Below are 23,033 nucleotides of genomic sequence, written 5' to 3'. Positions count from 1 at the left end.
CTGTTGATGAGATTTGGCATCAGACGCGCTTACCAGAAATGCTTATCATCGACGGGGCTTAGAAGATGCCTTTTGCCCTGACTTTGCGCACTTTGGCTGCCGTTTCCGAAAGATCATGTCGCTGGACCTCTCCGGAAACCTGGGGAGCCGGGGGATTACCCGCTGCCGGGGCTGACTGAACCTGCCCACCCACATGCGTCAGTTTGTTGAGGAGGTGTGCCTGCTGTTGTAAAAGTCCGTTCTGTTCCTGCAACTGCTGCGTCAGCATATCGACGCAGGCTTGCAACGCATCACGCTGCTTACGTTGAACCGTCGATTTCCCCAGCGCGCTGAGCAACGGGGTGAGCTTATCGGTAATCTGGGTGGCCAGCTCGTCCGGCGTCAACTGTCCGGACGGTTCTGTGGGTAATGCCTCGCGACCGGCGATGAGCCGGTGTTCCTCCAGACTGTGCTGGAGAAACTCGCTGTTCAGGTTGTTAAGTTGCAGATTTCGGGAGAGAAATTTGACCAGATTGGGTTCCAGGAGGCACAGCAGCAACCCTGACAGATAGATGTCTTTGTGCAACGGCAGACTGAAGAAATCAAAATTGTCCGTCTCTTTGTTCAGGATTTCAGCGCGCTGATACCAGCGCTGTAATGTCGCCAGCGCCAGATTATCACTCGCCTGCTGTGGATCCAGCGTGAGGGTTACCTGGACTTCTCTGACTGAATTAGTCATTGCTTGCCTCTGATTCGACCGGCGTTTCGCTGAACACTTTCTCTTCATCGCTGATGTAGAGGCAGATTTCGCGAGAGAGTGCGAATTGGGACTCTTCGACGAGGATCACGCGTTTGCCCAGGGTAGGATAACTGGCCTGAATAGTGGGGTAGATCAGATTTGCGCCACCGCCGACCAGATAGACCCGGTTGGGGTTACGGGCAAATTTTTTCGCCTCTTCTGCAACGAAGTGCCCCAACTCCTCAATTTTGCGCTCAAGTTTCTCCAGAATCCGGGGGATCTGCGACTCATCGTTGATCACTTCACGCACAAAAACATCATCGTGGCGGTGCTTGATCAGTTCGTTTGCTACCAGATAGCTGGAGTCGCTGTCGGCGGCGGCCAGCGCGGTGCGGGCAGCATCCGTGATCAGGGAGACACCGAGCGCGCGGTTGCCGTAGACCTCGGAAACTTCGTCAAACTCGCCAACGATCAGCCCCATATCCAGGGTTGTTCCGCCACAGTCGATGACCAGCGTTTTGGTGTACGGGTTGACCCCTGAATTGACCAGTCGGGTAAGGATGGCGGGCAGGCTTTCGGGCATCACATCAACGCTGACGATGTTGAACAGCTCCCCTTTATTCAGACTGATGGGACGCATCAGGTTCTGCTTTTTGCGCTCAATGTTCGCTTCGTTACGCTGACAGTCATCTTGCTGATAGTACTCGGTAATGGGCAGCGTCACGGTGATCGCGACATCACAGGCAGGAAGACCGGTCTGGAGCAGGGCGTGATGCACCGCCAGCAGGTTGAGATCGCCATACTGATAGTCGATGTGGGTGGTGGAGAGGGATTTCTCTGACGTCGGATCGTAAGTGTATTTGTTGATCCCTATTTCGTAGTTGTAGACCATCTTGCCTTTGAGCAGGGCAGCACTCTTCCAGTCTTTGCGAAATGAGTTGGGCGAGATGATGCTTTTCAGGGTTTTGTTGGCTATCCAGCTAACCTTGACGTTGGTCGAACCGTCATCGATGGCGATCTTAAGTGGCTTACGCATGGTTGTGTGTCTCAATAGGGTTCAAAAAGGGTTGTGATGGGTTTACGGCTTAGCGCTTATCCCGCGCTGCGAGCCGCACCTGGTTGAGCGCCAGCTCATCCAGGATCTTTTGTTCTTGCCTTTGTGTTTCAAAGGACTGCCGGACCCGCTGTCGTTCGAGGATGATCTCGCTGCTTTTTCTGGCGACGAAGGCGTCCAGCACGACTTTCTTCTGTTGCGCGATGGAGAGTTTGAGCGCGACTTTTTCTTCGTGCTGCTTATCAATGAGGTCGCCCAACTGGCGGTGCATGATGTTGCGGTTATGCAGAGCAAAGGCCGAGCCGTAGGTGGGCAGTCGCGACATCTCGCGGCGATACTGCCCGAGGACGTCGAGGGAACGCTGGAGTTCGACGTTGCGCGTTTCCAGCGTCGTCAGCGCCTTGCTCTCATTGTCCAGCTTGTGGCTCTGCAGGCGGTGCAATGTACTCAAGGATTTCATCGTTTATCTTCCTCCATTAGCGCCTGTAGCAACGTCTGGGTCTGTTGCAGGTTTACCCCCTGTTGGGCAGGCTGCTGTAAATACTCCAGCATCTGCGGGAACAGGGTCACGGCTTTGTCCATTTCCTCGTCGTGACCGGCCTGATAACCGCCCAACGGGATCAGTTCGCGCACCTGTTGATACAGGCTGTAATAGCGGCGAAATCGTTGGATTTGCTGAACCTGGGCGGTGGAGCAGATTAACGGAATGACGCGACTGGCCGACGCGGCGACATCAATGGCCGGATAAATCCCCTGTTCGGCGATATCACGACGCAGGACAATGTGACCGTCGAGGATCGCCCGCGCGGCGTCCGCGATCGGATCGTTGTGGTCATCCCCTTCGACCAACACGGTGTAGATGGCGCTGAGGCTGCCTTGTGGGTGATAGCCGTTGCCTGCCCGCTCCACCAGTTGCGGCAACTGGGTGAAGACGGAGGGGGGATATCCTTTGGTGGCTGGCGGTTCACCCAACGACAGGGCGATTTCGCGCTGAGCGATGGCATAACGGGTCAGTGAGTCCATCAACAGCAGCACGTGCTTGCCCTGATCGCGAAAGCTTTCGGCAATCCGGTGACAGACCTGGGAGGCTCTGAGTCTGAGCAGGGGAGAGACATCAGCAGGGGCAACCACGACAACCGCCTTACGGCGTCCCGCTTCCCCGAGCGTATGTTGCAGGAATTCGGCAACTTCGCGTCCGCGTTCCCCGATCAGACCGACCACGACCACGTCGGCATCGGTATAACGGGTCATCATGCTGAGCAGCACGCTCTTGCCCACGCCGCTGCCCGCAAACAGTCCGATTCGTTGGCCGCGACCCAGCGGCAATATGCCGTTGATGGCCTTCACGCCGACATCCAGAGGGGTGGTGATGGGCTGGCGTGCGAGCGGATTCAGCGGCGGTTGATGCAAAGAAATGCGTTCTCCCGTCAGAGGGCCGAGACCGTCCAGAGGGCGACCCAGACCATCCAGGATGCGACCGAGCAGCGCGGGCCCGACCACCAGTTCGCTGTCTTCTTGCAGCGGTGAGACGCGGGCACTAGGGAACAGGCCGGTAACCTGCTCGACGGGCATCAGAAAGGTGCGATCCTGATTAAAACCCACCACTTCGCTCTCGATCCAGGTGCCATTGCTGGTTTCAACGAGCGCGCGTTGCCCAATAGAAAGGGGGCACCCTGTAACCTCCAGCAGCAGGCCCGTGACGCGCACCAGCCGCCCGTAAATCTGGGCGGGAGGCACCTGATACTCGTCCTTTTCAAGTTGATTAAGCAACGTTTTCAGGGCGCGCATGGGGTTAAGCTTTTAAGTCTTCGTCGCTGAACTTGTCTGCGGGCAGCGAAAGAGAAGAGAAGGTCTCCTCCTGGCGCCAGGGCAAGTTATGCGGCGTGATTGTGGAGGATATCGTCTGGTTTTCCGCGGTGATGGCGGGCGCCTCCAGTGCGTTCAGCTCTGGGGTATCGACCAGCTGTCGACGCAACTGATCGACACACAGATCGATGCGTGCATCCAGTTGGCTTTCCGCTTCAGCGAGTCCCGTCTGAATATGGAAGCTACCGGCGGAGAGCAGGGGATCGGATTGCAGATCCCAGTTTTTCAGTGCTTCCGGTGCACATGCCTTGAGCAGTGTGTGGGTGCCTGGGTCCAGGCGGATAGAAATCGCGCCCTGCGGCTTCGGTAACATCGCCAGGGTCTCTTCGATAAGCCCAAGGATCTGCGTCGGATTGAGCGCGAGTTCGGCGCGCAGTACCTGTCGGCAGATCTGTGAAATCAGGTGGCAGAGGGTTTCCCTTTGCCCGGTCAGCGTCTCTTGCAGTGTGGCCTCAAGGGAATCATAGAGCTGGCCGACCTGATGAAACGCGTCATCCAGTTTAGGTTTGCTCTCTTCGTAAGCTTGCTGGCTCCCGGCTTCTCGCCCTTCCTGCATACCCACTTGAAATCCTCGCTCCTGGCCCAAAGGATGGCCTTGCTCCAGTCCCTGGCGCAAACCTTCAGCAAAACCGGCATCGCGACCCTCTTCCATCAGGGCCTGATATTTGGCTGCGATCTGTTGTGGGGAGGCATAAGGTTGCTCCTCCGGCAGGGGTTCCTGCTGGGATAACGGCGGAAAATGGTAGCGATGGACACTGCGTGGGGGTCCGTCTTTTTTGCCAGGCTGTGACATGGGTTACTCCAACACTTTCTCTTCAAAGAGGCGAAACTCGAAAGGCTCGCCTCCTTCTGCATTTTCATTGTCTGCGATGAGCTCACGCACTTTGGCCATGATCTCCGCTTCCGCACCTCTGACCACGCTGGCGGGGAGGCCGCCCATGACCTGCATCTGTTCCTGAATCGCATTGGCCTGACGTTTTGGCAGGCAGCGCAATATGGCCTGGCGCAGGGATGGCGACGCCCCTTTGAAGGCTCTGGCCCACACCTCTGGCTCCACTTCCTGGCAGAGTCTGACGATGGTGGCCTCTGGCTGGCGCTCAAGAATGGAGAAGCGATACATGCTGTTCTCAATTTCTTCGGCCAGTCCCTGGTCATGTTCGCGCACCGTCTCAAGCAATTTGGCGCTGTTGCCTGGGTAACGGGAAATCAGGCCCGCCGCTTGTTCGACACCGCTCACCGACGTTTGAACGCCTTGCTGGACCATGGTCAGGCACTGCTGAATGATTTTCTCCAGCTCCGCAACCATGTTCTGGTTGATTTCCCGCAGGTTAGCCATGTTCAGAATCAGTCTGTCGTGCTGCGCTTGTGGCAGGTGCTTCATCACCTCGGCAGAGACGTCCTGCGGCAGCAACGCGAGGAAGGTTGCCTGCAACGGCAGCATTTCATGTTGCAGATTGGCGGCGATCAGGGTGGGGGAGATCCACTGTAACTGATGCATGGTTTCCCGAATCTGTTCTCCGTAAACGTCGTTGATCACCCCTTTGGCCAGTTCTGGCCCAAGGGCGACATCGAGCGTTCTCTCAAGAAAGCCACGGGAGGCACGAGAGATGCCGCTAAGTTCGCGATAGTCGATGAACATCCGCTGCAATGCCATGTCCAGGTGCTGATTCTTGACATGGCCGACTTCTGCCATGGCCCGGACGATATCCTGCACATGTTCCCGACTCAGGCTGCGCAGAATGTTGCCAGCCTGGTGCTCGCTCAGTGTTAACAGCAGTAGACCTGCCTGTTCGGCACTTTTGAGCGGTTGTTGCTCGTACTCTTCATTCATGGCTGGTAATCACCTGCTATTCATCCACTGTTCTAATACTTCGGCGACGCGTTTGGGGTCATGGTCCGCCAGCAGCTGCAAGTGGGCCAATTTATCCCGCAAAGGCGAATTCGTGTCAGGAAGTTCATTCAGGCGAACTTTATCAAACGCCAGATTACGGTTGTGTTTTCTGAAGTATTCGCTCTCTTCGCTTTCTCTCTTGTCGGACGTCACTTGCGTGGCAGACGCGTTATCTGCGTTATCGCTGCCATTCGCCGGGGAGCGCTGGATCAGGTGCTGCATCAACTTGCGGATCACAAAGAAGATGAGGCACAGACCGAGAATGGTGGCGACCAGATAACGGGCGTAGATCAGTAAAACCGGCTCCTGCCACCATTGGCTATCCAGCGCAGGATTAATGCCATCTTCCGAGAAAGGGAACACATTCAGGCTGAGCTGGTCGCCCCGCGCCTGATCGAAGCCCACCGCATCCAGCGCCATCTGCCGGATATTGGTCAGTTGCTCAGCGCTCCAGCCTTTTTCCGGTGACACGGTCTGATTCAGCACCACGGAGACACTGAGATTATTCAGCCGCCCCTGCTGGTATTTGGTGTGGGTGATCGTGCGTCCCACATCATAGCGACGCTGCTGCTCATCTTTCTCATTAACCAGACGCTCAGCCGTGGCGGGTGGCGTTTGTGCCTGATTGCCCTGTTGCTGTGGATCTGTGACCGGCGGACGGTTGCTCAGGGCGCCGGGGATTCCGCTCAGTTGGCCTCCCTGCGAGGCGTCTTTCTGCAGACGCTCTTCGCGTACGACAGGACTCTTGTCGAGGGATTCCCGGGTCTCTTCCACGTTGTCGAAGATCAGGTGCGCCGTGACCTGCACCTTGTAATTGTTGGCACCGAGCACGGGTTGCAGCATCTCGCTGACGCGACGTTCATAACTGCGCTCAACCTGCTTCTGATAGTCGAGTTGATGGCTGGTCAACCGGGTTCCGGAAAGTTCATCGTTGAGATCCTGTGTCAACAGATGACCATACTGATCGACGACAGAGATGTTTTCGGTGGTGAGATTGGAGACGCTGCCTTTGACCAGGTTCACGATAGCCAGCACTTGCCCTGGCTCCATCCGGGAGTTTGCAGCGGAAAGCTCAAGCATCACGGAGGCCGACGGTTTCTCCTCATTGCCACGCAGGAAGATCATTTTGTCCGGGATAGCCAGATGGACCCTGGCATAGTCAATCCCCTGCATGCCCATGATGGTACGCGCCAGCTCTCCCTCTAACCCACGACGGTAACGGGCATTTTCAACGAACTGACTGGTTCCCAGGGTTGACTCTTGCTCCAGCGATTCCAGTCCTACCGGCAGTTTGGCCTGTACGCCTTTTGCCGCCAGCAACATTCGCGCCTGCGATAATTTATCTTCTTCAACCAGCACCTGTCCTGTCGTATCCAACAGACGATAAGCAATGCGCTCCTGATCGAGAATGGCCATGATTTGAGCACTGTCGAAGCGCTCCTGCTGACCATAGAGGGGCCGATAATTACCCTGGGAAGACCAGAGAAACAGTACGACGAGTACCGCTATCAGACAGGTCAACATGCCCAATAGCATGAGCTGGGGTACTTTATTCCGTAATAGGGTGATTGCGGGCAGCGGCTTGCTGATATTGTCCCAAATCGTTTTGAATTTTTGCCTCATTCGTTACTCACTACGTCCCCGGCCTTACAAAGGCATCTTCATGACTTCGTCATAGGCCGTCATCAGTTTGTTGCGGACCTGGGTAAGGGCCGAAAAACTGAGACTGGCTTTCTGACTGGCGATCATCGCGCCAGTCAGGTCGTCGCTGGCACCCGTTTCGATTTGCGTCGCCAGGTTTGCTGCATTTTGCTGGTGGCTGTCTACCCCATTCAGGGCCGCATGAAAGACACTCTCGAAGGAGGTGTTTTGCGTGCTGTTTTGCTGTTCGGAGGCAAACAGCGGTTGCTGGGCAGCCGTTTGCATCGTCGTCATCCGCTGCATCATTGCCTGCTGTGAGTCATTAATCGTGTTCATAGTGTGGCCAAATAATAAAAAACGGGTTACGCATCATCAGTGATGATGCCTCTTTGCCGCATCTCGGCGAGTTTGTAGCGCAGAGCTCTGGGGGTAATGCCAAGGGCTTTGGCGGTCATACTCCGGTGTCCGCGGCAATGGCGTAGCGTGTCTAAAATGTGTTGGAACTCACCGTGTTTGCGGCTCTCCTGTAGGGAGGCCGAAGGGGTCAGTTCAACCTGAGTTTGTGGGGCGGCAACAATAATTTCCTGCGTAGGTGGAACAGAAGGTAAATCGAAATCAGCAGCAAGCAGCACCGTGCTGCGGCACATCACCAGCGCACGTTGTACGCGGTTCTCCAGTTCCCGAATATTGCCCGGCCAGTTGTGCGCTAATAAGGCTTTCTGCGCACACGGGCTTAATTTAATGGCGGGAGCAAACGCCTGATCCCCGTGTTTTTGCACGAAGTGAGCGATCAATCGGTCCAGTTCTTCCCGGCGCTGGCGCAGGGGTGGAATGACGAGCGGCAAGATATCCAGACGATAGAGAAGATCCTCGCGAAAACGCCCCTGACTCACCGCTTCCCGCAGATTCTGATTGGTGGCCGTGATGAGTCGGACATTGAGTGGAATGACCTTGTTGCTTCCCAGACGTTCGACTTCCCACTCCTGCAACACGCGCAGCAGCTTCGCCTGCAGAGGGGGAGGCATCTCTGCAATCTCATCCAGAAAGAGGGTGCCGTTGTTGGCCAGTTCAAACTTACCGGCTTGTCCTGTGTAAGCGCCGGTGAATGCCCCTTTAACGTAACCAAACAGGATGGCTTCCAGCATGTTCTCGGGAATCGCGGCGCAGTTGACGGCCACAAAGGGGCCTTCTTTCCGGCTGGAGTTGGTGTGGATAAATTGGGCCAACATCTCCTTGCCCGTCCCCGTTTCGCCTCTGATGAGCACTGGCGCTTCGGCCAGAGCAACCCGATGCGCCATCGTCAACAGACGGCGGGAGGCCGGTGAACTCATGATCATGCCGCGGGTCTGCAGCGAGTTTGCATTGAGCAGGCTGGTTATCTGTTGATTCAGTTGCTGGAGACTAAAGGGATAGAGCAAATAATCACTGACGCCGTTGCCTAAGGCCGTGCTGGCCCATTCGGCTTGATCCATAGGGCTAATCAACAGGATAGGTAACGTATGCAACTGGCGAATATAGCTAAGGGCCTGCACCTGAGACAGACCCCGGCCCAGAATGACCAGGCTCGGAATAGTGGCGCTTAGAGAGGCTATATCCAGCAAACCTGGCTGCCAGACTACGCGACGAGCATATTCTTCACTGAGATGAGTGAGAATTTCGTCTGCGCACACTTTATCTGATTCAAGCAGCAAGATCATTGAACGAATAAATACCTGTAATGAGCGAATAAAAACGTGAGTGACGAGACGGGATCACAATAAAATTTACGAGAAATTAAAGCAGAGTTAACTTAACTGAAGCTGTACATACGAGAGACATGATGCCCAGCCGAAGAACTTACCTGAGCATATCTACGGCAGGGTGCTATTTTTGAGCAATATTCATAAAGGATAAACAGTTTCAGGGAGTCAGTTGTGCTGTTTCGCAACTCACTCAAGCACTCAATTCAGGGGAGGGGGCGACAGAAACAGGCGAGAATCCTCTGTCGCAGTGACGGGCGTCATCAGATTGCGGGTTGGTAGAAATCTTCTTGCGTATTGAGCAGTTTACGGATCAACAGCTGTTGATTCGCCAGCAGTCGGCCATTGTGGTCATTAAGTTTTTTGCAGCGAACGACGCTGATTTCCAGGGTTTGCCACTGGTCTACCAACTTCTCTGAAATCGCCGCTGGCAATTTGTTGGCCAGCCGTTGCAGATCGCGCGTGCTGGCCTGTAATCCGAAAGCGTGCAGCAGTTTCACACGCCGTTCAGCCCGGCTACGCAGGGTATCCAACAGCTGCACCTGTTGTTCATTGTTCTGATGGATAGCCGGATTATTGCGGCGAATCAGGTTGCTGTGTTGCTCCTTGAGCAACAGCTCCATCTGCTGCCAGGAGACGACATCCTGATTGATGTCCACAATCAACTGGCGCAGGCGATCGGTCGCGTTGCTCACGTCGGCTTATCTCCCACTTTGATAGAAGTTCATCATTGCGTCTGCGAGGGCATCGTTGCTCACGGCGAACTTATCGCTGTTGAGCTGCTCCATGACGCCAGCCACTTTGGCATGATCAATATCGGGAAACTGGCGTAGCTCATCGGCAAGCGCCCGAGCCAGTGCTGCGGATACCGGGGCATTCACCGGCACCTCGGCAGGACACTCTGTTGGCGGCAGGGTGAACGGCGCGTCATTTGATCCCTTTGTTCCGAGCTTTTGGTCTTTCGCGACGTTTGTCGGCGCGTTGACCTGCTGAGGAACGTTCTTTTCACTTGCCGCGATTTCCGACGCTACCTGCGTTTGTTTAGCATAGGCATTCTGCAGTGAGTTTTCGGGAAAGCTCCCGTTTGGTGATGTAATGTTCATAATCAAGCCACTCTGAACAAGCTGACGAAACGGTATGCTGGTTGGCCTCGACAGAACCAACCTGGCACTCTGGTTAAGACAGATAAGCGACCGTTTTACGGCCAGACTTTAGCCATGATCGCATTTTTTACGAAAAATATTCAATGTCTCATTCGCCATGGCGCGGCGTTGGGTCAGACAGCACGTGGAGCAATTCATATTCCAGCCAGTCGGCAAGACCCAGCCAGTCTTCGCGTTCCTGACAGGCCAGGATCGCTGACATTATCTGCGGTAACTGGCGCTGCGCCGTTGGCGAAAGCGAAGGGATCAGAGGAAGTAACGATTTCATCAGGGGCGGAAGCGCCATTGCCGCATCCAGAGACATCCCCAGGCGGAACTGCTGCGCAAGATGCGTGAGCTGTGAGGCGATCGTCATGAGGTGAACTCCGGATGATAACGGCAATCCGCAATCCTGGCGCCTTCCCGACTGCCGTTCCAGAAGCAAACCTCGGGATGCGCGGCAATATAGCGTTCAAGCTGAATACGATAGCCAGTAAAACTGATGTTGGTACGAATGCGCTGATCATGCCCATTCAGCACCCAGTGTTTTGCCTGTTCAATAGTGGTATTCAGAGCGCCGACTGCCCAGCCCGTATGGGTTTCTCCGCCTGGAAAGGCAAAGTCTGCACCGAGCAGGATAACGTCCAGACAGCCCATCTGCACCGCGAGATCGACGGCGGGATGAATGACGCTTCCTCCCGAATAGAGCAGCGCCTTTGGCTGCGATTTACGCTGCGGTTGATAAAGGGGGCTGCTGGAATAGGCGGCCAGGCGTTTTCCGCGCCAGGCCGTCAACGTTCCGGTGGGCACCAGCGGGAAGTACACCAGCCCGCAGTCTGCGGGCGGAAGTTTCTCTCCATCAATCAGGTGGTCGATGGAAACCACCCAGTCTGGCTGGATGCCGTGCGCAAACAGGGCGCGGCAGGCGGTGTCGACGGCGATCAGCAGCGGTCGTTCCGGCTGGCACTGCAGCGCCTGTAAGCGGGGCAGATGTGACTTCAGGGTGGGGCCAGCCCCGATAACGAACGCCTGGCGACCCGGCGCGCTGGCGAAGAGCGAGGCCGCATCACCGTCTCGCTTGAGCAGGTGACGGTTGTCGGCAAGCCGTTGTCGCAGCGCAGGGAGATGTTGCTCGTAACGACGATTAGTATGGGGAAGTGTAATTTCCCTGATCAGGCGGTCACGTATTCCGCTTGCCGCGTCTTCCGCCAGGCGTAGCTCGCCAGGTAAGGCAAAGAAGGGCAGGCGAATCTCGTTTTCGTCGGCGGCCAACGCCAGGCAGACTCTGGGATCCTGAAGCCAGTCCTGGTTTTCCAGCAGAGTCAGGGTCAGCAGGAACAGCGCGCGGTTCATGATGAAGACATTGAGCTGTGTCAACGTGGGACGCTGCAGCAGGATGCGCGGCAGGCAGCCAAGCCCGACGCCATAGACATTGAGATGCGGCTTTACGGGCAGGCTATTCGCCTGCTGCTGCGCTTCGCTTATCCGGTCGTGGCGACTGGTCAGTTGGATGCCGTCGACCAGCAGGGTTCCGCAATGCCCTTCCATTATGCTTGCCGAGGACAGTGGCGGCGTCTGGCTAAGTATTGTGGCCAGCGCGGGCCAGCGGCTGGCGATGATGGCGAGATGTTGGGTCAGGCATGCGTCAGACATCGTTTATTGCTCTCTTTAAAACAGCGCTCCCCGTGGGGACTCACCCGACGACGAGTGGGCGATGGGACAAGCAATAAACATGCCGTTTTATTCTTTAGGGTTCACCTTCGGTGTTTCATTGACGATCAGCAACTGACCAGGACCAGAGACCGAAGCGGAAATAACCTTTCCGCTTTTTTCGTTTTTAATGCTGATGGTTTCCCCCTTCTGTCCGTCCTGCAGGGCAGTACCCTGCATGGAAATGGACATCTCACCTTCTGCCAGCGTCAGACTCACCTTGTCGCCTTTGCGTACCAACAGCGCCGCTTCAAGCATCCGGTTACGCACGGGCTGGCCTGCCCGAAGCGATCGCTGGGGGCGACGTCCAATGGCCTGGGCCGGGTCGGTCAACACATCGTCCATCTGGGGCGTGAGCAGAACCTGGGTAACGGCCAGGTCGTTTGCCTGCAGATAGTGCTCTTGACCAGTCGCCACCCGCGCAACGACGACGGGCATCAGGACGGAGATTTGGCTGCGGGTCGTAATGACCCAGCCAGGGGAGTCCGGGCAGCGCAAACGCAGGGAGTGTCGGCCGACGGGGAACTTCACCTGAGAGTCTTCGACCCGGTATGGCTGACGACAGGGAGGAAGTTTACTGACCGCCTCCGGGATACTGATCTCGCTTTGCCAGTGGTAATCACGCCAGTTGACGCGCTGTGCATGCTGGGTAAAGCGCTGTTGCCAGTAATCGCGAACAAATTGCTTCAGGGCATTGGGATCGACGCCGGGCGTCGGCGCGGTCTTCCGGGCGGTCGAATCGACAGGCGCGGGGTGTGCTGGCAATGCTGTCGAAGCAAGGCTCTTCCCACCGATCAGCAATAACGCAGCGGCGAGAAAAAGTCCCGTCAGCCGTGGGGGAAATTGTGCAACCCGACGACGGGTGCGACAAAAATTAAATGTTGGCCCGATTATTGCTAAGTGCGTATGTCGTTTCATCTCTACTGAACTGTAAGGAGGAGGATGGATGGGAATTAGCTTCGAAAAAGCGCTTGGCATTCATCCCGAGGCGCTCGATTTTCGCGTCGAGCGTAGCAGGGTCCTGGCCAGTAATCTAGCCAATGCTGATACCCCCAACTACGCGGCACGGGATCTCGAGTTTCGACTCGCCGTCCCCGAGGGACAGGGTTCTTCCCCGGATGACATCGTCGCCCCTATCCCGGCAATGAGCATGACTCAGACCGGAATGAACCTGAAATACCGCCAGCCTTATCAGGTGAGCCGTGATGGCAATACGGTAGAAGCGGGTATCGAACAGGCGAGGGTTGCCGAGAATGCGATGGATTTCCAGACCAGTCTGGAGTTCCTCAACAGCAAGTTTAACGGGCTCGCGACGGCCATCGACGGCAAATAATCATTCAACATTAAACAGATAAGACGAGACAGAAACACGCCATGTCCTTCGGAAAAATTTACGATATTGCGGGTACGGCCATCAACGCGAACAGCCTGAGGCTCAATACCATTTCGAGCAACCTGGCCAATGCCGACTCAGTCAGCGGCAGCGAAGCCGGGGCTTATCGCTCCCTGAAGCCCGTGTTTAGCACGATTTACAACGATCCCACGTTGAATGTCACCGAGCGCGCCGCCTCAGCCGGCGTCGGGGTTCAGGGAATAGTCCAGACGGATCAGCCCGTACAAAAGCGTCACGAGCCGGATAATCCGTTGGCAGACGCCGAGGGCTATGTCTACTACTCCAACGTCAATGTGGTGGAGGAGATGGCCGACATGCTTGCCGCCTCGCGTAACTACGAAGCCAATGTGGAGATGCTGAATCAGGCTAAGAGCATGCAACAAAGCCTGCTGCGTCTGGGAGATAGGGTCTGATGAATCTGGCGGGTTTCAACCCTGTGAATACGTATCCGGGTAATCGCTTGCCGGGCGCTCAGAACATGCTGTCGCAGGTCAACGGCATGGTTGCCCCCATGAGCGCGCCTGGTGCCCAGGCCGCCACAACACCGCCGACCGCCGCCGTAACGGAATCCACCCCGGAAGATCCTGAGCAACCAACGGAGGGTTCTGGCTCGGAGGAGGCGACCCAACCGCCTCAGGTGGCGAACGTCTTCGTCGACCTGATGCTGGCGCAGTTGACCTATCAGGACCCCACTAACCCCGTCGACAGTACCGAGTTCGTTACCCAGATGGCGATGTTCGCCCAGGTGACCAGCATGGAATACATGCGAATGACGATGAACGCGCTCTACGCGGTGGCAGAAAACAACCTGGTGGTCTCGACGGAGCAGTTGATCGGCAACACGGTCACGGCGCCTGATGACACCGTGACCCTCGGTCCCGATACCCTGCTGGAAGGGGAACTGGTGCTGGATAAGGATTACGACAACGTTAGCATCCGAATTTATGACGAGTTTGATGCGGAAGTCGGCACCGTCACGTTGGGGCCACAGACGGCTGGCGAGAAAGCATTTGTGCTGGATGGCAACGTTCTGGGCCTGCCCGAAGGTGAGTACCGTATCGAAGCCGAGACGGTGATCGGCGATGAAATTAGCACTACACCGACCTATTTCAGTGGCGTCGTGAACTCCGTGACCCTCAAGGGTCAGGAAGGCTTAATGCTGGATGTTGAGGGTGTCGGCATGGTGCCGTTGTTTGATATTTCGAAGATTAGCGCTCCTCCCACGCAAGGTGGAGACGAAACGACAGAGGGTAAAAGACTATGAGTTATGCAATCTCGGTAAGCGGTCTGAATGCCGCCAGCCAGAGCCTGAACACCATCAGCATGGATATCGCCAACGCCGCAACCGTGGGCTACATGGAATCCACCACCACCTTCTCGGCACTTTACGCGGGAGGTCAGGCTGCGGGGGTATCGTCGGGCTATACCACCCAAAACTTTTCCGCACTGGGGACCACGACCTTCACCGGGCGCGACCTCGACATGGCGATTACCGGGGATGGATTCTTCATCACCCAGGGGAGCGACGGTCAGGTCTATTACACCCGCGCGGGTAACTTCCATCAGGATGAAGACGGCTACATCGTCGACAGCAACGGCAACCGGGTACAGGGCTACCCGGTCGATGAAAACGGCAACGTGATGACCGGTCAGTTGGACGATCTGCAGCTGGATAACGGCTCAATGCCTCCCCAGTCAACCAGCGAAGTGGATCTGGGGATGAACCTGGATCAGAGTGCAGAGCCGATCGACCGTGCGACCACCACTTTCGACCCTTCCGATCCTAACAGTTATCACAGCACCAACTCGACGGTGGTCTATGACTCAATGGGCAACCAGCACACCGTCTCTCAGTACTATACCAAGACGGCGGACGGTACCTGGGAAGTGCAGGTCTATGTGGATGGTCAGGATGCGAATAACTTTTGTACGCCTGCCGGGCCACAAACCCTGCAGTTCGACGCGAACGGCAACCTGGTTTCCGGCGGCAATTTTACCCTGAGTATTCCTGCTGGCGATCCTCTGCTTGAGGGCGCCAACACGCTGACCATCGATGTCGATCTGAGCGAAACCACCCAATATGCGGCGCCGTTCAGTAACCAATTGAACTCCTCCAACGGTTATCCGTCGGGCGAGCAGACCGGTGTGACGGTCGATGAGTACGGCAATATTTATGCGACCTACTCTAACGGTGAAACGATGCTGCAGGGGCAAATCGTGCTGGCGACGTTCCCGAACCCGGAAGCGCTCGCCGTGGCAGACAATACCAGTTGGACCCAGACCTCGACCTCCGGTATGCCGCTGTACGGCACGCCAGGCACGGGGGTTTATGGCGGCATTGAGTCCCAGTCGTTGCAGAACTCCTCTACCAACGTCACGGGTGAAATGGTCTACATGATGGAAGTGCAGCGTAACTATCAGGCTAACACCAAGGCCATCGCGGTACAGAGCCAGCTTGATCAAGTGCTGATGCAGGCCATCTGATGGATAAGCTGATCTACACCGCCATGAGCGGGGCGAATCGCAGCATGCTCTCTCAGCAGGTGCACGCCAATAACCTTGCCAACGTCAATACCACCGGGTTTCGCGCCGATTATGAGCGGGCCCACAGCTACGCCGTGGGCGGCGACGGCTTTTCCACTCGCCATATCGCGGTCCCGATGGGGGTGGGGAGCAAGTTTTCACCCGGGGTGCTTGAGCACACGGGCAATGAACTGGATGTCGGCATTCGTGGTGAGGGACTGCTGGCCGTACAGGTCAATGGTCAGGAGCGCTACACCCGGGCTGGCAGCATGCATATCAATGAGCAGGGCATCCTGATGCTGGGGCAATTCCCGGTCCTCGATATGGATGGTCAGCAGATTGAGATCCCCGATTACCGGTCGATCAGCATCACCGAGCAGGGACGGGTCAGCGTCGTTCCCGATTCCGGGGGCGAGGTGTTGCTGGAAGTGGCGACGCTCAAACGCGTGAAGCCGGAAGTGACGAATCTGGTCAAGGACACGGAAGGGTTCTTCCGTCCCCGGACTGCCGCCGCCGCCCTGCCTGCGGATGATACGGTGGCGGTCGCGAGCGGTTTCCTCGAGGCCAGTAACGTCAATCCGGTCGAAGAGATGGTCGCCATCCTCACCACCAGTCGGCAGTTTGAACTGCAGGTGAAGATGATGAAAACCGCAGAAGAGCTCAGCCAGGCGTCGACCCGTCTCATCAGGCCCGCCTGATAACTAATTAAGTGAGAAAGTAATGCAAGGTACCCTTTTTGTTAGTCAGACAGGTCTGACGGCCCAGGACGCCAAAATGACGGCGATTTCCAACAACCTGGCCAACGTGAACACCATCGCCTTTAAGAAGGATCGAATGGTATTCAACGATCTCTTCTATCAGAAGCAGTTCCAGGCGGGCGCGCAGATGGATTCTCAGAACCAGCGTCCGAACGGTTTGCAGATTGGTACGGGTGTTCAGGTCATTGGCACCCAAAAGATGTTTTTGCAGGGGACGGCCCTCACCACAGGGGCAGAAACCGATGCGTCCATTATCGGCAAGGGTTTCTTTCAGATAGAGATGCCGGACGGCACCACGGCTTACTCGCGTGATGGTCAGTTCCATATCAACAGCGATGGCATGTTGGTGAATGCCTCTGGCTTGCCCCTGATTCCACAGATCACGATCCCTGAGAATGCGACGGGGATCAGTATCGGCACCGACGGGACCGTGTCGGCAGTCGTTGCGGGTTCTGCCGAGCCGGAAGAGTTGGGGAACATCATGCTGGCTAGTTTCATCAACCCAGGCGGACTGGAGCCTATCGGTGGGAACCTCTACATCGAGACTCAGGGCTCGGGCGCGCCCAACGAAGGTGTTCCGGGCGAAGATTATTTTGGGATCATCAAGCAGGGGACGCTGGAAGGCGCCAACGTTAACGTGGCGCAGGAAATGGTCGACATGATCGCCACTCAGCGAGCCTATGAGATGAATGCCAAGGTGATGACAGCCGCCGATGAGATGCTGCAAACCCTCAACCGGATGCTGTAAGGAATAACATGAGCAATTGGCCAAAATGGTGCGCCGTGGTGATGATGGGGCTGTTGATACAGGGGTGCACTATGCCCTCCCTTGACTCGAAAAAACAGGTGGAAGAGGAGAATTATGCGCCTCCTCAACTGACGCCTCAGCCGGTCACTTATGCGAGCCAGGGCACCCTGTACAACCGTAGCTACGTGATGACGCTGTTTCAGGACCGGCGCGCCTACCGGGTCGGCGATATGCTGACAGTCACCCTGGATGAAAAAACATCGTCCAGTAAGCAGGCCGACACCAGTTATGGCAAAAACAGCGATGTCTCTGTGGGGGCCGATGCGAGCAGCAGTTCGTTTAGCCCTAAAAATTTCAAGGGGAGTATCAACGCGAATCGCGACTTCGATGGCAGCGCGCAGAGTTCCCAGAAGAACTCGTTGCAGGGTGCAATCACCGTGGTCGTTGCCAGCGTATTACCTAACGGCAATCTGCATGTGCGGGGCGAGAAGTGGCTCAAGCTTAATCAGGGCGATGAGTATATCCGTCTGAGTGGCCTGGTGCGCGTTGAGGACATCGATGGCTTGAACCGTGTCTCCTCCCAGCGTCTGGCGGATGCCCGTATCAGCTATTCCGGCGAGGGCACCATGTCCGACAGCAACAATCCGGGTTGGCTGACCAAGTTTTTCTATAGTCCTTTGAGTCCATTCTGAAAATGAGACAGAGCATACGCATAGTGTTGTTATGTTGGCTGGCCCTGTTGCCCACGTTTGCGCAGACCAAATCCACACCGCTGCTTAATCTGGTTGAAATCGGCGGGGAGCGGAAAAACCAGCTGGTGGGTTACGGGCTGGTCGTCGGCCTGGACGGTTCAGGAGATCGCAACCAGGTGACCTTCACGGCGCAATCCATGAGCAACATGCTGCGCCAGTTTGGGATCCAGGAAGAGGACCAGGCCAAAACCAAAAACGTCGCGGCGGTGTCGATCCATGCTGAGATCAGCAATGTTACCTCGCCCGGCCAGGTCATCGACATCACCGTCTCCTCGGTGGGGGATGCCAAGAGCCTGCGGGGAGGCACGCTGCTGTTGACCCCCCTCTACGGTGTGGACGGTGAAGTCTACGCCTTCGCGCAGGGCAACCTGGTCGTTGGGGGCGCCTCTGCAGAAGGCAGCGATGGCTCCAGCGTCACGGTGAATGTGCCGACCGTCGGCAGGGTTCCAGGTGGTGCGGTGGTGGAAAAAGCAGTGCCTACCAGCCCCACCGGAAATGCTTATGTCAGCCTGAACCTGAAGACGCCGAGCTTCAATCTGGCCCGCAATATCGAAGGGGCCATCACCGCCCGGTTTGGTGGTGGGATTGCCTCGGCCTACAACGCCGGTTCGGTGCGGGTCAAGGCGCCGAGCGACCCCAGTGCCAGGGTGAGTTTCCTGGCGATGCTGGAAGAAATTCAGGTGAAGGAAGGGCGCCAGCGCCCCCGCATTGTCCTGAACAGTCGTACCGGTACCGTGGTGATGAGCGATACCGTCTATGTGAAAAAGGCGGCGGTCACGCATGGCAATCTGACGGTGGCGATAAGTGAAGATACCCGGGTCAGTCAACCGAATGCGCTGGCAGGGGGAACCACGGAGAAGGTGCGCCGCTCTACGGTGAACATGACCGAAGGACAATCACGGATAACCGTGATGCCCGAAGGGACGTCGCTGGACAAGATTGTCAAATCGTTGAATGAACTGGGTGCCACCGCCAGCGATTTGATGTCCATATTGCAAGCGCTTGATAAAGCTGGCGCGTTAGATGCTGACCTTATCGTCATATAACAAGGTGAATAACATGAAGTCTATCGAGCAATCCGAGAAAGCCTACTACGACCTGCAATCCCTCAACCAGATTAAGCAGGAGAATCCGCAGGAGGCTCTGGAGCAGGCGGCTTCCTTGTTTGAGACGCATTTTCTCAAGACGGTACTCAAGCATATGCGCGATGCCACCGATGCCCTGGCGGCAGAAGATTCGCCGTTTTCAAGCGACACCCAGCGTTTTTATCGTGAACTGGGTGATGAACAACTCGCTCAGCAACTGGGCGCCCAGGGGCAGTTTGGTCTGGCTGAAATGCTCGTCAGGCAGTTCAGCCAGACCCAGCAGCAGGGCGAACTGACGACGGCATTTAAGTCGGCGGAGAATAATGTCGCCCTTAAAGGGAAAGAGGACGCATCGGGCAGGGTGGTAGAAGAAGGTTTGAATGACTATGCCAGCGTGTCTCTCATGGATGCCAGTCAGGACCATCCCTTTATCAACCGAGTGGGTAGCGAGAGTAAAACATCATGAGCAACATGACGCAGATCGGGATGTCCGGCTTGCAGGCATCCCAGGCCTGGCTGAACGTCACTGCCGGTAATATCGCCAATGCCAGTACGCCGGGTTACAGCCGACATACCCTGGCGCTGACTTCCAATGCAGACGGTACCGTGAGTATCGATGGCGTACAGCGGATCTCCGATCAGTATCTGGTGGCACAGGCCTGGGATGCCGGTACGGAAGTCGGCTATAGCGGCGCTTATGCGGGCTATATGCTGGCCCTGGAGAACACCTTCGCGACCGACGGTGGAAATCTGGGGATGGGATTAGACGGCTATTTCGCCGCGCTCAGCGCCTGTATGGCGGACCCCGGTAACACGGCCCTGCGTGAGGATGTACTGAATACGTCCCGCGAGCTGTGCAACCAGATGCACAACATTAACGGTAACCTGGAAAACCAGCTCGAACAGGTCAACAAGTCGATGCAGTCGATGGTGAAGGAAGTTAACTCGCTCACCCAACAGATTGCCGATTTAAACATGCAGATTCAGGAGGGAATGGCATCGGGACAGGATGTCAGCGCCTTACAGGATAAGCGCGATGTCGCGGTGCTGCAGCTCTCCGAAATGCTCGATATCAGCGTGATTGACTGTGGTGACGGCACCATCCAGGTCACGTTGCCTCAGGGGCAGCCGCTGGTCAGTCAGGGAGAGGCCGCGACCCTCGGTTTTACCTCCGGCACCCAGCCTTCCGATGGAAAGCTGGAGCTGCGTTTTGGTGAAGATGTCTATTATCTCAATCCGGACATCGGCGGCGCGCTGGGCGCGACCTACGAGTACTATCAGGAAGAGTTGATTCCCGCGCAGGCTTATGTCGACGAGTTTGCGCAGGAGTTCGCGGACGCCATCAATAGCTGGCAAGTGGTCGGCTACGATCTCAACGGCAATCCGGGCAAACCGATGTTCACCTATGATCCGGCGGATCCGGCAGGCACCATCGCCCTGGCCGAGGGATTTACCAATGCGGATCTGGCCTTTGCTTCCTCGCCGACCAGCGGTGCCGGTGACAACAGCAACCTGCAAAACATGCTTAACGTACAGAGCCAGGCCTTTGTGTTTGACTCACTCGGGGGAGGTTCTTACACCTTCAACGACAGCTATAACGCGGTCTACAGTCATGTCGCCAGCGCCGCGTCCAGTGCGCGTGAAGCCTACGAGATGGCACTGACCACCATGGAGCAAGCCTATTATTCCTGGTCATCGGTCAGCGGGGTCAGTATGGATGAGGAGGCGATGAACCTGATGACGTATCAGCAGAACTATGTCGCCAATGCCCAGGTGATAGCCACCAGCGATGAGTTATTTTCCACTATTCTGAACATGTTCTAATGGCGTCTTCTCCGGCCTGACGGCGGGGGAAGCGTAGAACTCTCTTGTGAGAAACTCCTATGCGTGTCAGTACCAACATGATGAACACGACCATGTACAGTGCGATGGTCAAATCAAATGTCAGTTACTATGAGACAGCGGCGAAGATGGCCACCGGCAACCGCATGCTGCGCCCTTCTGACGATCCTCTGGCGGCCCGCGCCATTCAGGATCTGCGCCACAGTGAAAACCAGATCAACACCTATATGGACAACCTCAATAATCTTGAGTCCATTTTCATGTCGGCCGACAGCTATCTGACCCAGATGAACTCTATCTGCGATCGGGTCACGGAGATAGCGATCAATATTGGTTCTGGTACAGCCTCGCCGGAAGAACTGGAGGCGTATGCCGCCGAACTGGAAGAGCTCAACGAGGCGCTGGCGATGCAGTTCAATGGCACTTCGCCGACCGGTTTCTATATGTTTGGCGGTAATGTGACCGATCAACCCCCTCTGGTTGAAGAGACCGATCCGGTGACCGGTGAAACCACCTGGGTCTATAAGGGCGATAACGGCACGCGTCCGGTGCCGGTGGGTGAAGGTACCAGTATCGACGCGGCCTTCAGCCCGTTTGATCAGCTTTTCGGCAGCGGTAATGACATCTTCAACACCATCGACGATACGGTGGAAGTGCTGCGCGATCCTAACGCCACTCCGGAGCAGGTTGCCCAGGCGTCTGATGACCTGCTGACTGCCGTCGGTGATTTTCAGGATGCGATTAACATGCAGCTTGCTGAACTGGGGGGACGCATGAACATGGTCGACGACATGCAGCTCTCTCACACCGATGTTTTGATGTTCAACCAACAGTTACAGGGGCAGTTTGGCGACCTGGATTACGCAAAGGCAGCGATGGACCTCACCGAATCGATGGTCGCCCTGCAGGCGGTACAGAAAACCTATCTGGATATGTCTCAGATGAATTTATTCCAGATGATGTAATGCATGAAGGTTGCTAATACTACCCCACGCACCGGTCAGCTTGACGGGCTTCAGAGGCGCCGTTTTACGACGCCTCTGGGCTCCCCTGTAACAGAATCACGAAAAGGCCCGGAGCTGGAGCAACTGCCTGCTCCGCTATTACGCCCTCTGCCGGGACGCTATGATTTACACCGTTTTTGGGCGCAGGTGGGGTCTCTCCAGCAGCAGGCGACGGCGGTGCAGATAACCCTGCGCGCGCTGTTGCTGGTCAGACAGGGGTTGCGCGATATGTTGCAGCTCTTCGCCGCCATCAGAGAAGCAGGCTCCTTCAAGGGCTGGACGAACCAGTTACAGGAGCAGAAGCGGTTAGTGGCCCGGATCCCGTTCCAGACTCATTATCACGGCCTGCGTCTGTTGACCCAGGGGATTCGACCGGCACTACTCGGTTATCAGGATATCCGGGAGTTTTCCATTCCTGGCCTGAACCTGCTGACGCCTGCGGGGCGTGATGAGCACCTTGAGCTGATATTACTGGGGGGGCGCCCGGTGCGTGCCGGACTTAGCATTAAGGGAGATTCATTGCTGGATGTCCGCATCCGCCAGATTGGCCGCGCATTTGCGCGACTGGGGATCCGCTCGCGACCCGGTGAAGAGGGTGGGCTGGTGTTTAGTGTGCCGATCGAGCAGTGGAAGGCGGTCAACGGACAGCTCTACGTCCGGGGTGGGGGCGTCCGCATTCCGACGGGGGAGCCGATTAAGTTGCAGCTGGAACCTGATATCTCCTGGCGAGAAATCGGCCTCTGGAAGTTAGGCAATGAAGAGGATCTCACCCTGGCCCAGGGGCGAATCGGTCGTCTGGGCCGTGAGATAGAGTCGCACTTCTTCCTGTTGCAGCAGATGCAGAGTCAATGGATGGGGCAATTGCAGGCACAGCCCAACGATTTGGGCACGGATGAACTCGATGCCCTGATGACCCATGTGATGTCCAGCTTTGATAAGGAGTCATCTCATCCGCTGGTGTTGTTCACCACCCAGGCTAATGTCCAGCGGGGCACCGTACAGAACATCCTGGCCGTCGGCGAGCGCTGGCGAGAAGAACCCTGACTTTCAGTGATTTCCGTTTGGCTGCTTAAAGGTGCGCTAATCGCACAATAGGCCTGGTGTGGGAAGAGTCCGGCTGAAAATTGCCGACGTGTTTCCGTAACGCCGGGAGAACCCGCTGGGATG

General features: G+C 56.4%; 26 protein-coding genes. 12 read left to right on the top strand and 14 right to left on the bottom strand.

The genetic code is table 11. From position 1 onward, the window contains the following. Window positions 1-58 precede the first annotated feature (58 nt). From JM656_RS16995 to flgA, 14 genes are all read right to left on the bottom strand, one after another. Window positions 59-718: a hypothetical protein gene (locus JM656_RS16995; protein ID WP_203358790.1), complete on the bottom strand. Its 660-nt coding sequence runs from the start codon at window positions 716-718 to the stop codon at window positions 59-61. Further along, complete coding sequence (gene parM / locus JM656_RS16990) at window positions 711-1,754, bottom strand: plasmid segregation protein ParM domain-containing protein (RefSeq protein WP_203358789.1); 1,044 nt, start codon at window positions 1,752-1,754, stop codon at window positions 711-713. Before parM ends, JM656_RS16995 begins: the two co-directional genes overlap by 8 nt. A 49-nt stretch (window positions 1,755-1,803) precedes the next feature. Next, entirely contained in the window at window positions 1,804-2,232 is a 429-nt protein-coding gene (locus tag JM656_RS16985) for a flagellar FliJ family protein (protein ID WP_203358788.1), read from the bottom strand. Further along, window positions 2,229-3,560, bottom strand: coding sequence for a FliI/YscN family ATPase (locus JM656_RS16980; protein WP_203358787.1), 1,332 nt, complete (start codon window positions 3,558-3,560; stop codon window positions 2,229-2,231). The genes JM656_RS16985 and JM656_RS16980 overlap by 4 nt, the downstream gene beginning before the upstream one ends. A 4-nt stretch (window positions 3,561-3,564) precedes the next feature. Continuing rightward, window positions 3,565-4,431, bottom strand: a complete 867-nt coding sequence (locus tag JM656_RS16975; RefSeq protein ID WP_203358786.1) for a FliH/SctL family protein — start codon at window positions 4,429-4,431, stop codon at window positions 3,565-3,567. A 3-nt stretch (window positions 4,432-4,434) separates the two neighbouring features. Then, window positions 4,435-5,469: a FliG C-terminal domain-containing protein gene (locus JM656_RS16970; RefSeq protein WP_203358785.1), complete on the bottom strand. Its 1,035-nt coding sequence runs from the start codon at window positions 5,467-5,469 to the stop codon at window positions 4,435-4,437. Between the two features lie 9 nt (window positions 5,470-5,478). Then, window positions 5,479-7,152 carry a flagellar basal-body MS-ring/collar protein FliF gene (gene fliF, locus JM656_RS16965; protein WP_203358784.1) on the bottom strand — a complete coding sequence of 558 codons (1,674 nt, stop codon included), beginning with the start codon at window positions 7,150-7,152 and terminating at the stop codon, window positions 5,479-5,481. A 24-nt stretch (window positions 7,153-7,176) separates the two neighbouring features. Continuing rightward, window positions 7,177-7,506 (bottom strand): flagellar hook-basal body complex protein FliE, encoded by a 330-nt coding sequence (gene fliE, locus JM656_RS16960; RefSeq protein WP_304521077.1) that lies wholly within the window; start codon window positions 7,504-7,506, stop codon window positions 7,177-7,179. A gap of 26 nt (window positions 7,507-7,532) precedes the next feature. Beyond that, complete coding sequence (locus JM656_RS16955) at window positions 7,533-8,867, bottom strand: sigma-54 dependent transcriptional regulator (protein WP_238929163.1); 1,335 nt, start codon at window positions 8,865-8,867, stop codon at window positions 7,533-7,535. Between the two features lie 305 nt (window positions 8,868-9,172). Next, window positions 9,173-9,604 (bottom strand): flagellar protein FlgN, encoded by a 432-nt coding sequence (locus JM656_RS16950; RefSeq protein WP_203358783.1) that lies wholly within the window; start codon window positions 9,602-9,604, stop codon window positions 9,173-9,175. Window positions 9,605-9,610: 6 nt separating this feature from the next. Continuing rightward, window positions 9,611-10,012: a flagellar biosynthesis anti-sigma factor FlgM gene (locus tag JM656_RS16945; protein WP_203358782.1), complete on the bottom strand. Its 402-nt coding sequence runs from the start codon at window positions 10,010-10,012 to the stop codon at window positions 9,611-9,613. Between the two features lie 148 nt (window positions 10,013-10,160). Continuing rightward, window positions 10,161-10,427: a hypothetical protein gene (locus tag JM656_RS16940; RefSeq protein ID WP_203358781.1), complete on the bottom strand. Its 267-nt coding sequence runs from the start codon at window positions 10,425-10,427 to the stop codon at window positions 10,161-10,163. Beyond that, entirely contained in the window at window positions 10,424-11,704 is a 1,281-nt protein-coding gene (locus tag JM656_RS16935; RefSeq protein WP_203358780.1) for a motility associated factor glycosyltransferase family protein, read from the bottom strand. Before JM656_RS16935 ends, JM656_RS16940 begins: the two co-directional genes overlap by 4 nt. Window positions 11,705-11,791: 87 nt before the next feature. After that, window positions 11,792-12,679: a flagellar basal body P-ring formation chaperone FlgA gene (gene flgA, locus JM656_RS16930; protein WP_203358779.1), complete on the bottom strand. Its 888-nt coding sequence runs from the start codon at window positions 12,677-12,679 to the stop codon at window positions 11,792-11,794. Between the two features lie 28 nt (window positions 12,680-12,707). Here flgA and flgB point away from each other — a divergent pair, with 28 nt between their 5' ends. From flgB to JM656_RS16870, 12 genes are read left to right on the top strand one after another with little or no spacing between them, the layout of a single operon-like run. After that, the gene (gene flgB, locus JM656_RS16925; protein ID WP_203358778.1) at window positions 12,708-13,094 is read left to right on the top strand and encodes a flagellar basal body rod protein FlgB; all 387 of its coding nucleotides are present in this window, start codon (window positions 12,708-12,710) and stop codon (window positions 13,092-13,094) included. Between the two features lie 41 nt (window positions 13,095-13,135). Further along, complete coding sequence (flgC, locus tag JM656_RS16920) at window positions 13,136-13,567, top strand: flagellar basal body rod protein FlgC (RefSeq protein ID WP_203358777.1); 432 nt, start codon at window positions 13,136-13,138, stop codon at window positions 13,565-13,567. A gap of 23 nt (window positions 13,568-13,590) precedes the next feature. Continuing rightward, window positions 13,591-14,418, top strand: coding sequence for a flagellar hook assembly protein FlgD (locus tag JM656_RS16915; protein WP_203358776.1), 828 nt, complete (start codon window positions 13,591-13,593; stop codon window positions 14,416-14,418). Then, window positions 14,415-15,638: a flagellar hook protein FlgE gene (flgE, locus tag JM656_RS16910; protein WP_203358775.1), complete on the top strand. Its 1,224-nt coding sequence runs from the start codon at window positions 14,415-14,417 to the stop codon at window positions 15,636-15,638. The genes JM656_RS16915 and flgE overlap by 4 nt, the downstream gene beginning before the upstream one ends. Then, window positions 15,638-16,375: a flagellar basal body rod protein FlgF gene (locus JM656_RS16905; protein WP_203358774.1), complete on the top strand. Its 738-nt coding sequence runs from the start codon at window positions 15,638-15,640 to the stop codon at window positions 16,373-16,375. Before flgE ends, JM656_RS16905 begins: the two co-directional genes overlap by 1 nt. A 22-nt stretch (window positions 16,376-16,397) precedes the next feature. Then, on the top strand, window positions 16,398-17,183 hold the full coding sequence (gene flgG / locus JM656_RS16900; RefSeq protein WP_203358773.1) for a flagellar basal-body rod protein FlgG: 786 nt from the start codon (window positions 16,398-16,400) through the stop codon (window positions 17,181-17,183). Between the two features lie 8 nt (window positions 17,184-17,191). Then, the gene (flgH, locus tag JM656_RS16895; RefSeq protein WP_238929162.1) at window positions 17,192-17,875 is read left to right on the top strand and encodes a flagellar basal body L-ring protein FlgH; all 684 of its coding nucleotides are present in this window, start codon (window positions 17,192-17,194) and stop codon (window positions 17,873-17,875) included. A 2-nt stretch (window positions 17,876-17,877) separates the two neighbouring features. Next, on the top strand, window positions 17,878-18,981 hold the full coding sequence (locus JM656_RS16890; protein ID WP_203358772.1) for a flagellar basal body P-ring protein FlgI: 1,104 nt from the start codon (window positions 17,878-17,880) through the stop codon (window positions 18,979-18,981). A 13-nt stretch (window positions 18,982-18,994) separates the two neighbouring features. Further along, window positions 18,995-19,486, top strand: a complete 492-nt coding sequence (locus JM656_RS16885; RefSeq protein ID WP_203358771.1) for a rod-binding protein — start codon at window positions 18,995-18,997, stop codon at window positions 19,484-19,486. Then, window positions 19,483-20,844, top strand: coding sequence for a flagellar hook-associated protein FlgK (gene flgK / locus JM656_RS16880; protein WP_203358770.1), 1,362 nt, complete (start codon window positions 19,483-19,485; stop codon window positions 20,842-20,844). The genes JM656_RS16885 and flgK overlap by 4 nt, the downstream gene beginning before the upstream one ends. 59 nt (window positions 20,845-20,903) lie before the next feature. Continuing rightward, window positions 20,904-21,827, top strand: a complete 924-nt coding sequence (flgL, locus tag JM656_RS16875) for a flagellar hook-associated protein FlgL (RefSeq protein WP_203358769.1) — start codon at window positions 20,904-20,906, stop codon at window positions 21,825-21,827. 3 nt (window positions 21,828-21,830) lie between these two features. Continuing rightward, the gene (locus JM656_RS16870; protein ID WP_203358768.1) at window positions 21,831-22,910 is read left to right on the top strand and encodes a hypothetical protein; all 1,080 of its coding nucleotides are present in this window, start codon (window positions 21,831-21,833) and stop codon (window positions 22,908-22,910) included. The last annotated feature ends 123 nt before the right edge of the window (window positions 22,911-23,033 follow it).

Origin of the sequence: Citrobacter sp. R56 (assembly GCF_016811995.1) — a bacterium.
Taxonomy (GTDB): Bacteria; Pseudomonadota; Gammaproteobacteria; order Enterobacterales; family Enterobacteriaceae; genus Citrobacter_D; species Citrobacter_D enshiensis.
Note: the sequence above shows the minus strand (reverse complement) of the source record. Positions and strands in the feature narration are given on the sequence as shown.